Origin of the sequence: Microbacterium phyllosphaerae (genome assembly GCF_050628115.1) — a bacterium.
GTDB classification, from domain to species: domain Bacteria; phylum Actinomycetota; class Actinomycetes; order Actinomycetales; family Microbacteriaceae; genus Microbacterium; species Microbacterium phyllosphaerae_A.
Genome location: NZ_CP192502.1, coordinates 378,918 through 392,963, shown reverse-complemented (window position 1 = coordinate 392,963; position 14,046 = coordinate 378,918). Strand labels below are relative to the sequence as shown.

At 69.2% G+C, this 14,046-nt stretch carries 10 protein-coding genes; 7 read left to right on the top strand and 3 right to left on the bottom strand.

Annotated features, from left to right (window positions below):
• Positions 1 to 54 precede the first annotated feature (54 nt).
• From ACQ4LY_RS01745 to ACQ4LY_RS01720, 6 genes are all read left to right on the top strand, one after another.
• Positions 55 to 1,338, top strand: coding sequence for an ABC transporter substrate-binding protein (locus tag ACQ4LY_RS01745; protein WP_431074278.1), 1,284 nt, complete (start codon positions 55 to 57; stop codon positions 1,336 to 1,338).
• Between the two features lie 68 nt (positions 1,339 to 1,406).
• Complete coding sequence (locus ACQ4LY_RS01740; protein ID WP_431074277.1) at positions 1,407 to 2,372, top strand: carbohydrate ABC transporter permease; 966 nt, start codon at positions 1,407 to 1,409, stop codon at positions 2,370 to 2,372.
• Positions 2,369 to 3,271, top strand: a complete 903-nt coding sequence (locus tag ACQ4LY_RS01735) for a carbohydrate ABC transporter permease (RefSeq protein WP_431074276.1) — start codon at positions 2,369 to 2,371, stop codon at positions 3,269 to 3,271. The genes ACQ4LY_RS01740 and ACQ4LY_RS01735 overlap by 4 nt, the downstream gene beginning before the upstream one ends.
• Complete coding sequence (locus ACQ4LY_RS01730) at positions 3,268 to 5,598, top strand: beta-glucosidase family protein (RefSeq protein WP_431074275.1); 2,331 nt, start codon at positions 3,268 to 3,270, stop codon at positions 5,596 to 5,598. Before ACQ4LY_RS01735 ends, ACQ4LY_RS01730 begins: the two co-directional genes overlap by 4 nt.
• Entirely contained in the window at positions 5,595 to 6,347 is a 753-nt protein-coding gene (locus tag ACQ4LY_RS01725) for a ThuA domain-containing protein (RefSeq protein ID WP_431074274.1), read from the top strand. Before ACQ4LY_RS01730 ends, ACQ4LY_RS01725 begins: the two co-directional genes overlap by 4 nt.
• A 17-nt stretch (positions 6,348 to 6,364) precedes the next feature.
• Positions 6,365 to 7,468, top strand: coding sequence for a Gfo/Idh/MocA family protein (locus tag ACQ4LY_RS01720; protein WP_431074273.1), 1,104 nt, complete (start codon positions 6,365 to 6,367; stop codon positions 7,466 to 7,468).
• Positions 7,469 to 7,505: 37 nt separating this feature from the next.
• On the opposite strand, the gene ACQ4LY_RS01715 is transcribed toward ACQ4LY_RS01720, so the two are convergent.
• Positions 7,506 to 8,780: an alpha-galactosidase gene (locus ACQ4LY_RS01715; protein ID WP_431074271.1), complete on the bottom strand. Its 1,275-nt coding sequence runs from the start codon at positions 8,778 to 8,780 to the stop codon at positions 7,506 to 7,508.
• On the bottom strand, positions 8,777 to 10,966 hold the full coding sequence (locus ACQ4LY_RS01710) for an alpha-galactosidase (protein WP_431074270.1): 2,190 nt from the start codon (positions 10,964 to 10,966) through the stop codon (positions 8,777 to 8,779). The genes ACQ4LY_RS01715 and ACQ4LY_RS01710 overlap by 4 nt, the downstream gene beginning before the upstream one ends.
• Positions 10,967 to 11,036: 70 nt before the next feature.
• Here ACQ4LY_RS01710 and ACQ4LY_RS01705 point away from each other — a divergent pair, with 70 nt between their 5' ends.
• Positions 11,037 to 12,869: a beta-L-arabinofuranosidase domain-containing protein gene (locus ACQ4LY_RS01705; RefSeq protein WP_431074269.1), complete on the top strand. Its 1,833-nt coding sequence runs from the start codon at positions 11,037 to 11,039 to the stop codon at positions 12,867 to 12,869.
• On the opposite strand, the gene ACQ4LY_RS01700 is transcribed toward ACQ4LY_RS01705, so the two are convergent.
• Complete coding sequence (locus ACQ4LY_RS01700) at positions 12,859 to 13,884, bottom strand: LacI family DNA-binding transcriptional regulator (protein WP_431074268.1); 1,026 nt, start codon at positions 13,882 to 13,884, stop codon at positions 12,859 to 12,861. The two genes, ACQ4LY_RS01705 and ACQ4LY_RS01700, sit on opposite strands and share 11 nt — an antisense overlap.
• Positions 13,885 to 14,046: the final 162 nt, after the last annotated feature.

Below are 14,046 nucleotides of genomic sequence, written 5' to 3'. Positions count from 1 at the left end.
CAGCGAGTCTCCACTCGCCCTGCACTCACAAGTCCCCGAAGAAGAGGAGCTGTTGTGTACCGTCGCAAACTGGCCCTGCCGATCGCAGCGATCGGCGCATTCGCGCTGCTGATCTCCGGATGCTCATCCGGCGGATCAGGATCGGAGTCCGGATCCGGTGATCCGAATGCCGAGTTCGAGTTCTGGTCGTTCACCGGCATCGGTCAGAAGGATTCCGTCAACCGGTATCTGGAGGCGAACCCCGACGCCAAGGTGAAGCTGAGCGAGGTCGGCAGCACGACCGAGACGGCCACCGCTCTCACCGCCGCCCTCGCCGGCGGCCGCGTACCGGACCTCGTCATGATCCAGAACGACGACCTGCCCAAGTTCGTCGAGAACCCGGGCAACTTCGTCGACCTGCGCACGCTCGGCGGCGACGACATCGGCGACGAGTACCTGGACTGGGCGATCGACGGAGCGACCGCGGAGGACGGCTCGATCATCGGGATCCCGACCGACGTCGGAGGCCTGAGCTTCGCCTATCGCGCCGACCTGTTCGAGGCAGCGGGCCTCCCTACCGACCCGGCCGAGGTGGCCGAGATGTGGTCGACCTGGGACAAGTTCATCGAGATGGGTGAGAAGTACACCGCAGCGACGGGCGAGCCCTTCGTCGACAACGTCGAGACGAGCGTGTTCTTCTCGACCGTCAACCAGGTGAGTGAGAAGTACTACTCGCCCGACGGCGAGCTGATCTACGACAAGAACCCCGAGGTCGAAGAGGCGTTCGACGTCGCTGTGCGCACCTACGACGCCGGCATCAGCGCCAGCATCCCCGCCTGGTCGTCCGGCTGGGCGCCCGGCAAGGCGAACGGCGCGTTCGCCGTCACGACGGCTCCCTCGTGGATGCTGTCCGGCTTCAAGACCGACGCCCCCGACACCGAGGGGCTGTGGCGCATCGCGTCGATCCCCGGCGTGGGCGGCAACTGGGGTGGCAGCGTCATCGCGATCCCGGCACGAGCCGACAACCCGGAAGCAGCCTGGCAGTACATCGAGACGATGCTGTCCCCGGAGGGCCAGACCGAGCACTTTGCGACTGTCGGAACCTTCCCCGCCGCGAACGAGGCCCTCGAGAGCGAAGAGGTGCGCAACTACACCGACCCGTTCTTCGGTGACTCGCCGATCGGTGCGACCATGAGCGACTCGGTGCTGGAGTTCAGCTCGTTCTACAACGGTCCGGACACGAGCGCAATCGGTGCCGCGCTGTTGAACGCCCTGGTCGACATGGAGGCCGGCAATGTCAAACCGGCTGACGCGTGGAAGACCGGGCTCGACAGCGCCAAAGCCGCCATCGGCGGCTGAACCATCGAACCGATCCATGGTGGCCCGTGCCGGGGAGGGCGGGCCACCATCCCCACCGAGGTAGGACCATGACCGCGACAGCGACCGCATTCCCCGTCCAGAAGACCCGCCGGCGTGACCGGCCGCCCACTCAGAAGATCAGACAGCCGTTCGCCGAACGACTCGCTCCGTATCTCTACGTCGCGCCGTTCTTCGTCATCTTCGCGATCTTCGGCCTCTTCCCGCTCCTGTTCACCTTCTACGTGGCGCTGTTCGACTGGAACCCGATCGGCGAGCAGACGTTCGTCGGCTTGGCGAACTTCGAGCGGCTCTTCCAGGACCCGCGGTTCTGGAACGCGTTCGTCAACACCTTCGGGATCTTCCTGATCTCCACGATTCCGCAGCTGCTGCTGGCACTCGGCCTCGCGCACCTGCTGAATCACGCCACGTTGAAGCTGGCGAACTTCTTCCGGATGGCCCTGCTCATCCCGTACATCACCTCGGTCGCCGCGACCGCGCTCGTGTTCGCGCAGATCTTCGACAAGAACTTCGGGCTCATCAACTGGATCCTCGATCTCGTCGGAGCGCCGGCGGTCAACTTCATGTCTTCCCAGCTCGGCTCCTGGATCGTGATCTCATCGATGGTCATGTGGCGCTGGTTCGGCTACAACACCCTGCTCTACCTCGCAGGGCTCCAGGCCCTCCCGCGCGAGATGTACGAAGCGGCATCCGTCGACGGGGCATCCGGATGGCAGCAGTTCATCCACCTGACGATCCCGTCGCTGCGTCCGATCATCATCTTCACCGTGATCATGTCGACGATCGGCGGACTGCAGATCTTCACCGAACCGCTGCTCGTCGCGCCCGAGGCGGGACTCACCTGTGGCGGCGGTCGTCAGTGCCAGACTCTCGCCCTCTTCCTGTACGAGCAGGGCTTTGGACAGTTCGAGTTCGGCTACGGCTCCGCGATCGGGGTGGCGCTGTTCGTCATCGTCGTGGTCGTGTCGCTGATCAACTTCTACCTCACCACCCGCACCAGGAAGGCACGCGCATGACTCACGTGACCCAGGAGGCGACGCTCGTTTCGCAGGTGAAGCCAGACGTCCCCGCGCGTCGCCGCAGTCGCGGCAACCGCGTCGGAAAGGTGCGCTGGTACGTTTACGCGTTCCTCATCGTCGCGGTGGTGATCAGCGTCTTCCCGCTCTATTACATGTTCGTGATCGCCTCGGTCGGGGCGTCGGCCGTCACCTCCATCCCGCCTCGGCTGTACCCGGGATTCAACTTCTTCGACATCGCGGCGAAGGTGTTCGAGACCGTGCCGTTCCTGCAATCGCTGATGAACAGCGTGATCGTCTCGCTCGCCGTGGCGGTCATCACTTCGCTGCTGTGTGCGCTGGCCGGATTCGCCTTCGCCAAGCTGCAGTTCCCCGGGCGCAACGCACTGTTCCTCATCGTGCTCCTCACGATGACCGTGCCCGCGCAGCTCAGCGTGATCCCGCAGTACCTGATCATCTCGTGGCTCGACTGGGTCGACACGCTGCAGGCGATCATCCTGCCTGGCCTCGCGAGCGCCTTCGGCATCTTCTGGATGCGGCAGCACCTGTCGACCACGCTGAACGACGAGCTGATGGCCGCCGCGCGCATCGACGGTGCCAACAGCTGGCAGATCTTCTGGCGCATCGGGTTCCCCGTCGTGCGGCCGGCCGCCTTCGTCCTGGGTCTCATCACGTTCACCGGGGTGTGGAACGACTTCATGTGGCCGTTCATCGTGCTGAAGTCGCCCGAGCTGTTCACGGTGCAGATCGCGCTGAAGCAGCTGCAGGCGAACCGCACGATCGACCTGGCGCTGACGATGGGCGGCTCGTTCATGGCGACCCTGCCGCTGCTCATCGTGTTCTTCTTCGTCGGACGCCGCATGGTCGCGGGCATCATGGACGGGGCGTTCAAGGGATGACCGTCGAGCTGAGCGCCGTCGACCAGGATCGGTGGCGCGATCCGACGTTGAGTGCGCGCGAGCGTGCCCAGGCCCTGGTCGACGAGCTCACCCTCGAGGAGAAGGTCGCCCAGCTCGGATCGGTGTGGCTGACCGAGAGCGCCGACGCCTTCGCACCGCGCCTCTCGGACGACCTCGCGGATGCCGTCGTAGACCCGTTCGCGCTCGGCCTCGGCCAGCTCACCCGGGTCTTCGGCACCGCTCCGATCAGCCTGCGCGACGGCGTGACGAAGCTGCGGGCCCTGCAGCGGAAGGTGATGGAGAACCAGCGCCTGGGGATCCCCGCCCTCGTGCACGAGGAGTGTCTGACCGGCCTTGCCGCGTATGGCGCGACGGCATTTCCCGCGCCGCTCGCGTGGGCGGCGACCTTCGACGACGAGCTGGTGCGGGAGATGGCGCGGGCGATCGGTGACGACATGCGTGCCATCGGCGTGCACCAGGGCCTGGCTCCGGTGCTCGACGTCGTACGCGACTACCGTTGGGGGCGCGTCGAGGAGACCCTCGGTGAAGATCCGTATCTCGTCGGTCAGCTCGGCGCCGCGTACGTCGCTGGCCTCGAGAGCGCCGGGATCATCGCCACGCTGAAGCACTTCGCCGGCTACGCCGCGTCCCGCGGCGCGCGCAATCACGGCCCGGTCAGCATGGGGCCGCGTGAGTTCTCCGACACCGTGCTGCCGCCATTCGAGATGGCCCTGCGGCAGGGCGGCGCGCGCAGTGTGATGACCTCGTACACCGATGTCGACGGCATCCCGAGCACGGGCAATCGGGCGCTGCTGGACGGCATCCTGCGCACCGAGTGGGGATTCGACGGCACGGTCGTGGCGGACTACTGGGCGATCCCCTTCCTCGTCACCATGCACCGGGTCGCCGCCGATGCCGCCGAGGCGGGCGCACTCGCGCTCCGCGCCGGCGTCGACGTCGAGCTGCCGTCGACGGTCGCGTTCGCAGCACTTCCGCGACTGGTCCGCGAGGGGATCGTCGACGAGAGCGACATCGACCGCGCCGCGGTGCGTCATCTGCGGCACAAGATCGAGGCGGGGCTGCTCGACGCGGAATCGGCGGTGCCGACCGCGGCGGAGGACGTCGACCTCGACAGCGCGCGCAACCGGGCTCTGTCAGCCCGGATCGCCGAGGAGTCGATCGTGCTCCTCGACGACGACGGCGTCCTGCCCCTGACCGTCGACTCCCGGGTGGTGTTGATCGGACCGGCGGCCGCCGAGTACCGGAGCTTGCTCGGATGCTACGCCTTCCCCAACCATGTGCTCACCAAGTACCCGGGCCACGATCCCGGCATCACGATTCCGACGATCGAGGCGGCGCTGCGTACCGAGCCGGGTGTGGGAGAGCTGCGCTTCGTCCGAGGCTGCGAGATCCTCGACGACGCTGAGGAGATCGCCACCGCCGTGAAGGCGGCCCATGAGAGCGACGTGGCCGTGGTGGTCGTCGGCGATGTCGCCGGGCTCTTCGGCGACGGAACCTCCGGCGAGGGATGCGACGCCCCCGACCTGCGGCTTCCCGGTCGCCAGCACGACCTCGTCCTGGCCGTGCTCGCCACGGGCGTGCCGACGGTGCTGGTCGTGGTCTCCGGACGCCCGTACGCGCTGGGGGAGTACGGCGCGGCTCGCGCGATCGTGCAGGCTTTCTTCCCCGGCGCCGACGGTGCGGGCGCCATCGCCGGCATCCTCTCCGGTCGGGTCGCTCCGAGCGGGCGGCTTCCCGTGCAGATCCCGCGATCGCCCTCGGTGTCGAGCACGTATCTTGAGCCGCTGCTGGGCCGTCACAACGCGGGGATCACGGTCGCCGACCCGACCCCGCTTTATCCGTTCGGATACGGACTGACCCGCGGCCGTATCGAGTACGAGTCGATCGATGCTCCCGTCGGCCTCCGCACCGACGGGGCCGCCGAGGTCGTCGTCACCGTGCGCAATGCGGGGGCATCGGCGGTCGAGGTCGTGCAGCTCTACGCCTCCTATCCGTTCGGGCCGGTGGTGCGTCCGGAGGCGCAGCTCGTCGGTTACGCCCGCATCCGCATCCCGGCGGGAGCGCGCCGGACCGTCCGCTTCACGCTCGAGGCTGCGCGCCTCGCGGCGACCGGGGTCGACAGCCGGCTGAGCGTCGACCCGGGAACCGTGGTGCTCGCCGCGGGCCGATCGGTCGCGGACCGAGAATGCGCGGTGTCCGTCCGGCTCACCGGACCGCGACACCTGGTGCTGGCCCGCGCGGGGAGAACCGCGTGGGACGTCGATCATGGAGAGTGGGACGTCGATCATGGAGAGGATGAGGAATGACTGCGAAGCGACCGATACGGGTGCTGGTCTGGGGCGAGAACCATCACGAGAAGCACGACGAGGTCCCGCAACGGATCTATCCGGACACCATGCACGGCACGATCGCGGCCGGCCTGCGGGAGCTCCTCGGGGATGACGTCGTGGTCGAGACCGCCACCCTCGACGACCCGGAGCACGGTCTGAGCGAGGAACGTCTCGCGCAGACCGATGTGCTGCTGTGGTGGGGGCACATCAAGCACGACGCCGTGGACGACGAGGTGGTCGAGCGTGTGCACCGCCACGTGCTCGGGGGGATGGGGTTCATCCCGCTGCATTCGGCGCACTTCTCGAAGATCTTCATCCGACTGATGGGAACCACTTGCACCCTGCGCTGGCGGCAGGGCGATGACCGCGAGCTGGTGTGGACGGTGTCCCCGACGCATCCGATCGCCGAGGGCGTGCCGCATCCGCTCGTGATCCCCGCCCAGGAGATGTACGGCGAGTTCTTCGATGTGCCCGCACCCGACGAACTGGTGTTCGTCTCGAGCTTCTCGGGTGGCGAGATCTTCCGCTCGGGCATGACGTTCTCGCGCGGTCACGGGCGCATCTTCTACTTCTCACCCGGTGATCAGGACTATCCCGTCTATCACCAGCCGGAGATCAAGCGCGTGCTCGCCAACGCCGTCGGCTGGGCGTTCCAGGATCGGTCGCGCGCGCAGCCACGGATCACGATGCAGCGGGACGGCCAGTTCGAACTGCCGCCGGAGTGAGCGGGGACATGGGATCGATGGATGCAGTGAAGGATGCTGACGTACGCGACGTCATCGTGGTCGGGGCCGGCGGCATGGGCCGTGCCTGGATGGACGTCGTGCAGGCGAGGGTGGGTCTGCGCCCGTCGGCCGTCGTCGACATCGACACCTCGGCGGCGCGAGCAGCGGCGGCGGAGCGCGGCTGGGATGTGCCGGTCTTCGACGACGTGACCACCGCGCTGCGGGAGGCGCCGGCTGATCTGCTGCTGAACGTCACGATCCCCGAGGCGCACCGGACGGTGAGCGAGGCCGCGATCCGCGCCGGCATTCCGGTGCTCAGTGAGAAGCCGGTGACCCCGACCGTGGCGGACGCGATGTGGCTCGGCGCACTGAGCGTCACCCGCGGGGTGCTGCTCGCGACCAGCCAGTCGCGCCGGCACTCGGCCGGGATCAGCGCCTTCCGTGCGGCGCTGCGCGATCTCGGCGGCGCCGGACAGCTCGAGACGCAGTTCTTCCAGAACCCCCGGTTCGGCGGGTTCCGCGACGAGATGGCTTCACCGCTGCTGGTCGACATGGCGATCCACCAATTCGACCAGGCGCGGTTCCTGCTCGGGAGCGAACCGGAGTCGGTCTACTGCGAGGAGTTCTCGCCCTCGTGGAGCTGGTACCGCGGGGCGGCTGCGGCGCAGGCGATCTTCCGCTTCTCGAACGGGGCGCGCTTCGGATACGCGGGAAGCTGGTGCGCTGACGGTCTGATGACGTCGTGGAACGCAGACTGGCGCGCGAGCGCGCCGGGCGGTTCGGCGACGTGGGATGGCGAGATGACCGTGCGGATGCAGGGCGCGGAGGGGCCCGAGCAGGACGTGTCGGTGGGGTCGGCGAGCGAGGGGCTCGACGCGGCGCTCACGGAGTTCCTGACTGCGCTGGACGGGGGCGAGGCTCCGTCCGGAGAGATCCGTCGCAACATCCGCAGCCTCGCGATGGTCGAGGCGGCAGGGGAGTCGGCTTCGACCGGGAACAGGGTCGAGCTGGACTCGGTCTTCGCGCGCGCCGGTGCTGCGGCGCTCGCCGAAGCCGAGGCGGCAGGGGAAGTCGAGGTCGTCGACCAGCTGCGTGCATGGGAGGGTGGTCCGCCGCGCTGAGGCCGGGATCCGCGGCTCCCGGCCGCCGACGAACGTCTCACCCGAAGATGAGCAGCCGCACGCCGTGCGCGGCCACTTCGACCTCGACCCATCCGTCGTCGACGGCCGGCGTCTCGCCGGACCACGCGTCTTCGCACGCGCCGGTGAGCGCTGCATCCACGCCGAGGTCATCGACGTGGGCGCGCAGGGTCTTCGGTTCATCGCCGAGCCAGAACAGCGCGCGATACTCGCGGTCGCCGACCTGCGATCTCCAGATCACCAGATCGCCATCGCGCACGATCTCGCCCGCCTCTCGACCTTCGCGGAGCGCCAGCACCTCGCGGCGTGTCAGGAGCGCGAGCGTCTCGTCGGGGGTGTCCGGGAGGTGGCCTCCGAACATGAGCGGAGAACGTAGGAGGCACCACAGAGTCATCACCGTGCGCTGCTCCTCGACCATGAGTCGACTGAGCCGGTCGCGACCGACATGCCCGCGGATGCCGATGCGCCCGAACGGCAGCATGTCGGCATCCGCCCACGCACCCGACTGCTGCAGCGGGGCCCAGCGGGCCGCGCGCTGGAACTGCTCCCGCACCTGCGGCCACTCGTCCCAGAGGTCGTCCGAGATGCGCCACAGCTGAGCGTGCGCGCGCAGCGTATCCAGGTGCGCGGTCGACAGCTGCTTGCCGGGGGAGAGGCTCAGTACCATCGGGCGTCCGGTGCGGTCGATCGCCCGGGAGAACGCGGCGACCTCCGCCGTCTGCACCGGCGGATAGAGCACGTCGTCGAGCTTGATGAAGTCGACGCCCCACGCGGCGAATTGCGCGGCGAGCGAGTCGTAGTACTCCTGTGCGCCCGGCGCACCCATGTCGATGCCGAAGTTGTCGGGGTTCCACGGGCAGACGTTCGTTCGATCCGCGATGCTCGCGCAGGTCGCCCCGGGTGCATCGAGTACCGGCAGCTCCTGTTCCGCCGCGACGCGCGGCACCCCGCGCATCATGTGCACGCCGAAGCGCAGACCGAGGGCGTGGATGCGGTCGGCGAGCGGTCGGAAGGATCCCCGGGCCGCCGACGGGAACCGGCTGGCCGCGGGCAGCGGACGGCCCCACTCGTCGAGCGCAGGGCGAGACACCTCGCGGTAGTCGTGATGGCCGGGATCGGACTCGTACCACTGGATGTCGACGACGACCGTGTCCCACCCGAAGGGTGCGAGGCGCTCCGCCAGGAACTCGGCGTTGCGGATGACCTCGTCCTCTGTGACCGAGGAGCCGAAGCAGTCCCAGCTGTTCCACCCCATCGGCGGCAGTGCGGCGGCGGCTCGCCGGGCGGCACTCACGACGCCTCCTCGGCGCGGAGGTGCAGGACCACCGCGCGCTCCGGATGGAACGTCGGGAACTCCAGCCCGGCCGTCGACAGCAGCGCACCGGAGAACACGGGCGCCGGCCCGCCATCGTCGAGGTCGGGCGCGCGCAGCCAGTCCGGCACCTGCCAGGGCGGTCCGAGCGTCTTCGGCACGCTGGCCGTGAGCCGATAGCAACGCGCGGGGTCGAGTCCTTGCAAGCGTATCCGGGCCAGGGTGTCGGCCGTCGTTCTGGGCGTCACGACGGTGTACAACGCCTCGCTGCGGTCCGGCGCGACGACACCGCGCATCGACGGGGCCGAGGGGTCGTCCTCGCCGCCGCCGACGGTACGACCTGTCTGGATGAGTGGGCGCAGACGACGGAAACGGGCGATCCACGTGGCCAGTTCGGCATGCTCCCCGTCGCTCAGCTCGCGGATGTCCCACTCGATCCCGAAGTGCCCGAGCAAGGCCACGGCGCACCGGAAGTGCAGGTCGGACGTGCGTCCGGTCACGCTCGACACCCGCGACGCGACGTGTGATCCCATCATCTCGGGCGGCACGAGCAGACCCGTGTTCCGCAGGATGTCGAAGCGGTCGATCGGATCATGACTGTCGGAGGGATGGATGCGATCGCTGCGCTCCAGGATGCCGAGATCCACGCGGCCGCCGCCGGAGGCGCAGCTCTCGATCTCGAGCTCGGGGTGTCGCGCCCGCAGCTCGTCGAGCAGTCGGTACAGAGCGAGCGTCTGCTCGTGCACGGCGGGCGCGCCGGTGGCCGGGTGCCCGGCCGAGACGAGGTCGCGGTTGTGGTCCCACTTGAGGTAGCTGACGCCGATGTCGCGGATCAGCCCGTCGAGCGAGTCGAGGATGTACGCGAAGGCTTCCGGCTGGGTAAGATCCAGCACCTGCTGGAAGCGGTACTGGGCGGGGAGTTCTTTGCCGGCCCGCAGGATCCAGTCGGGATGGGCGCGGGCGAGATCGGAGTCCTCATTGATCATCTCGGGCTCGACCCACAGCCCGAACTCCATCCCGAGGTCGCGCACCTGGTCGGCGAGCGGTCGCAACCCATCGGGCCACGCCACCGGGTCTGGCTGCCAATCGCCGAGTCCGGCGCGGTCGTCGGCGCGACCCCGGAACCAGCCGTCGTCGAGCACGAACCTCTCGACCCCGAGCGCGGCGCCGGTCTCGGCGAGGTCGGTAAGGGTGGCGGAATCCTGATCGAAGTACACCGCCTCCCAGACGTTGAGGGTGACGGGCCGGTCCCTCCGCGCCGATCGCGAGATGCCGCGCAGGAAGGCGTGAAAGCGGGCGGAGGCGGCATCCCACCCCGCGCCGTGACTGCCGTAGACCCACGGCCCGAAATACTCCTCGCCGGGTGCGAGTCGGATCTCGCCGGGCAGCAGGAGCTCACCGCCGCGGAAGGCAAGCGTCCCGTCCCCGCGTTCGAGGGCGTGCTCGTGGTCGCCGCTGAATCCGACGTGGAACATCCAGACTTCCCCCGCCTCGGCGGAGAACCCCGGGGTGCCGGCGAGCATCACGGTCGTGGCATCCAGGCCGGTCCGCCCCCGCCGTGAGGGGCGGCTGTGGGTGCCGCGCACCACGCGGTGCCGCTGCGCGATGCGCTCGTGCGCCCAGCGGCCGGAGAAGTCGAGCATCTCGGTCGCCCGCGTCGGGACGGGCAGGGCGAGCATCAGGTCTTCGACTTCGAGCGGTGCGCCCTCCGCCGCGTCGTTGCGGACGCCGGCGCGGAGCCGGAGCAGGCCCGCCGTCGTGAGATCGATCTCCACGCGGATCGAGATCGCCGCCTGATCGTCCCTCGCGTCGACCCGAATCGACGCCGCTCCGGCCTGGACCACCCCCGCCTCGATCGGCGTGCCGTCGACCGCGATCGTGTCGACGCGGAATGACGGCGCCCATCCGGCGCCCACGCGATGCGCACTCAGGCCGGGGCGACCGAACCACCCTCGACTGTGCTCAGGAAGCACCGAGGGCCGGTACGGCAGGTCGGAAACTCCGCCCAGACCTGGTCTTTGCTCTGCGAGTGCGAAGGCCTCCAGAACCTCCTCGGTCGCGGTGATCCTCGCCCCCCAGTGCAGGATGACCGGGAGATCGTCCGAGAACGTCGCCAGCACGAGAGAGACGTCATCGGCGGCGAGGTGGATCACGCGAGGGGATTGCATGCCGACCATTCTGCACGGCCGTGCTGCTGGAGTACAGTCAGAGATCGATCTCGCACACCCAGGAGGATTCATGTCCGCTCTCGCTCTCCCGCCCTCGGCCGTGCGCCTCACAGCGGGAACCTTCGACCGGCGCCGACGCCGCAATCGCGAGTACCTCGTGTCGCTGTCGGAGCGCAACCTGGTGCAGAACCACCTGATCGAGGCGGGCATCGGCGACCAGCTCTGGCACCTGAAGCCGTCCGGTTCCTCGGCGGCCGACCGGGGGCTCGACCGGCACTGGGGGTGGGAGACGCCGGGCTCTCTGCTGCGCGGGCACTTCCTCGGCCACTGGATGTCGGCGGCGGCCCGCGAGACCGCGGCGACCGGAGACGTCATGCTGCGCGCCAAGCTCGACGGGGTGCTCGATCTGCTCGCCCGGTGCCAGGAGGAGAACGGGGGTGAGTGGGTCTTCGCGACTCCGCCCTCCTTCCTCCGGCGGCTCGCGGAGGGCCGCGACGTCTGGGCGCCGCAGTACGCGATCCACAAGACGTTCATGGGGCTCGTCGATGTGTACCGCGACCTCGATGACGAGCGCGCGCTGCAGATCGCGCACCGCGCGGCCGGCGCCATCGCCGAGTGGGCGCGAGGCTTCGAGCGGGAGAAGTTCCAGCAGATCCTCGACATGGAGACCGGGGGGATGCTGGAGGTCTGGGCCGACCTCCTCGAGGCGACCGGCGACGACCTCTATCGTGAGCTCCTCGAGCGGTACTGGCACGGCTCGCTGTTCGACGCGCTGCTGGCCGGCGAGGACGCGCTCACGAACATGCACGCCAACACCACGATCCCCGAGGTGCTCGGCGCCGCTCGCGCGTACGAGGTCACGGGTGAAGAGCGCTGGAAGCGTGTCGTCGAACAGTACTGGGAGTGGGCGGTCACCCGCCGCGGCACCTTCTGCACCGGCGGCCAGACGTCGGGCGAGATCTGGACGCCGCCGTTCTCCTTCGCGGCTCGCCGCGGACCGAAGACGCAGGAGCACTGCTCGGTGTACAACATGATCCGGCTCGCCGACGTGCTGTATCGCTGGGACGGCCACCCCGCGCACCTCGACTACATCGAGGCGAATCTGCACAACGGACTGCTCGCGCAGCAGCATCCGGAGACGGGCATGGTCGCGTACTTCCTGCCGTTGGAAGGCGGCGCCCGCAAGAACTGGGGCACGCCGACGGAGGACTTCTGGTGCTGCCACGGGAGTCTCGTGCAGGCGCACACGCGTATCGCGCCGCTCGCCGTCTACGCCGACGACGACACGCTGACGGTCGCGCAGTACCTGCCGGTGCGGGCGGAGGCCATGGCGTCGGGTCGGCCGGTGACCGTCGAAGTGCGCCTCCGCGACGACGCCAGCTATGTCGGCCCCGATGCGAACGGCGGGCCCGGTGGTGAGCTGCACCGCCCGCGGGCGCTGCGCGTGCAGGTCGTGGTCACCTCGGCGGAGGGAGCGGCCGCGCGGGTGCGCCTCCGCATCCCGGCGTGGACGTCGAGCGAACCTGTGGTGACGACCGGCGCGTCATGGCAGCGCGACGACCGGTTCCTCGAACTCGTCCATCCCGGCGGGCAGACGGCCGTCGATGTGGAGTTCCCCTTCGTGCTGCGCACCGTGCCGATCCCGGACGAACCCGACACGGTCGCGTTCGTGGAGGGGCCGATCGTCCTCGCCGGCCTGGTCGACAGGGAGGTCTCTCTGGAGGGTGACCCGGCCGATCCGTCCACCCTTCTCGCCGCCGACGACGAGCGTCAGTGGACCCAGTGGCTGGTGCGGTACCGCACGGTCGGCCGCAATACCGGCATCCGCTTCATCCCGCTCAACGAGGTGACCGACGAGCGCTACTCGGTCTACTTCCCGGTGCGTGCGGCGGTCACCCCCTGACGAGCGGGCGAGTGGAGCCCCGCTCGACGAGCTCCGTCGGCATGACGATGGCCTCGGTCGAGACCTCGCCGCCCGCCGTCGCCTGGGCGAGGATGCGCACGGCCGCCGAAGCCATCTCGCGGATCGGCTGGCGGATAGTGGTCAGTGACGGATGCAGCCAGCGCGCCCCGCGCACATCGTCGAAGCCCACGACCATGACGTCGCGGGGGATACTGCGGCCGCTGTCTGCGATCGCCCGGTAGGCGCCGGCAGCCATCTCGTCGGAGCAGGCGAACACGCCGATCGGACCGCTGCCCGGCAGCTCGGCGAGCGCTCGGGCACAGGCCCTCCTGGCATCCCAGGCGCTCCAGTCCGCGCTGGTGCGCACGCACGCAGCGCCCGGCGCGACCTCGTCGATCGTGCGGACGAAGCCGTCCACACGTGCGCGACCGTAGCGGTAGGAGGGTGCTCCGCCGATCACGACGAAGCGCTGAGCGCCACGTTCGACCAGGTGCCTGGCCGCCGCTCCACCGCCCGCACGGTCGGTGGTCCGCAGACTCGGTAGTGGGCTCGACGCCTCGGAGGGCGGCTCCATCAGCACCAGCGGGATCGAGGCGCGGCGCATCGCGGCGATCTGGGTACTGGTCGGCACGATGAGGCCGACGATGACCCCGGCGGAGCCGCGCGAGCGGATGCGCTCGGGCCAGTCGTCCGCCGGATCGTCGCGCTCGCCCGTCAGGACCAGGTCGTAGCCGAGCTCGGACGCGGTGGTGCGCGCACCCGCCGTGATCTCCTCGGTGTACGGGTCGTGGAAGTGCCCGAGCACCAGATCGAACATCAGCGACGTCCCGCGTCGCGGACGCCCGCGCAGCTGACCGACGGTCGAGTACCCGAGCTCCGTCGCCGCGCGCAGCACACGTGATCTCGTGTCCGCCGCCATCTCGCCTCGTGCCCGCAGCGCGCGCGACGCCGTGGCCACGCTGACCCCCGCGCGGTCCGCGACGTCGCTGAGTGTGATGCGCGGCGACGTGGTCATCATCCTATTTTTGCGCAAAATCAGTGCGGTCCGCCACAGGTCGATGGCATCGTGTCGGACGTTGCACACATGCCCGTCGATGCGGAGGGACTTGTCGATGAAGACGACGCTGCCGACAGCGCTGAACAAGCGCGGAACCGGGGTGCGCCCTGACGAACCGGG

Excerpts from the sequence above, each read along its gene's own strand:
- ACQ4LY_RS01725 (WP_431074274.1), top strand. The coding sequence starts at position 5,595 with ATGACTGCGAAGCGACCGATACGGGTGCTGGTCTGGGGCGAGAACCAT.
- ACQ4LY_RS01740 (WP_431074277.1), top strand. The coding sequence starts at position 1,407 with ATGACCGCGACAGCGACCGCATTCCCCGTCCAGAAGACCCGCCGGCGT.
- ACQ4LY_RS01705 (WP_431074269.1), top strand. The coding sequence starts at position 11,037 with ATGTCCGCTCTCGCTCTCCCGCCCTCGGCCGTGCGCCTCACAGCGGGA.
- ACQ4LY_RS01700 (WP_431074268.1), bottom strand. The coding sequence starts at position 13,884 with ATGACCACGTCGCCGCGCATCACACTCAGCGACGTCGCGGACCGCGCG.
- ACQ4LY_RS01720 (WP_431074273.1), top strand. The coding sequence starts at position 6,365 with ATGGATGCAGTGAAGGATGCTGACGTACGCGACGTCATCGTGGTCGGG.
- ACQ4LY_RS01730 (WP_431074275.1), top strand. The coding sequence starts at position 3,268 with ATGACCGTCGAGCTGAGCGCCGTCGACCAGGATCGGTGGCGCGATCCG.
- ACQ4LY_RS01735 (WP_431074276.1), top strand. The coding sequence starts at position 2,369 with ATGACTCACGTGACCCAGGAGGCGACGCTCGTTTCGCAGGTGAAGCCA.
- ACQ4LY_RS01710 (WP_431074270.1), bottom strand. The coding sequence starts at position 10,966 with ATGCAATCCCCTCGCGTGATCCACCTCGCCGCCGATGACGTCTCTCTC.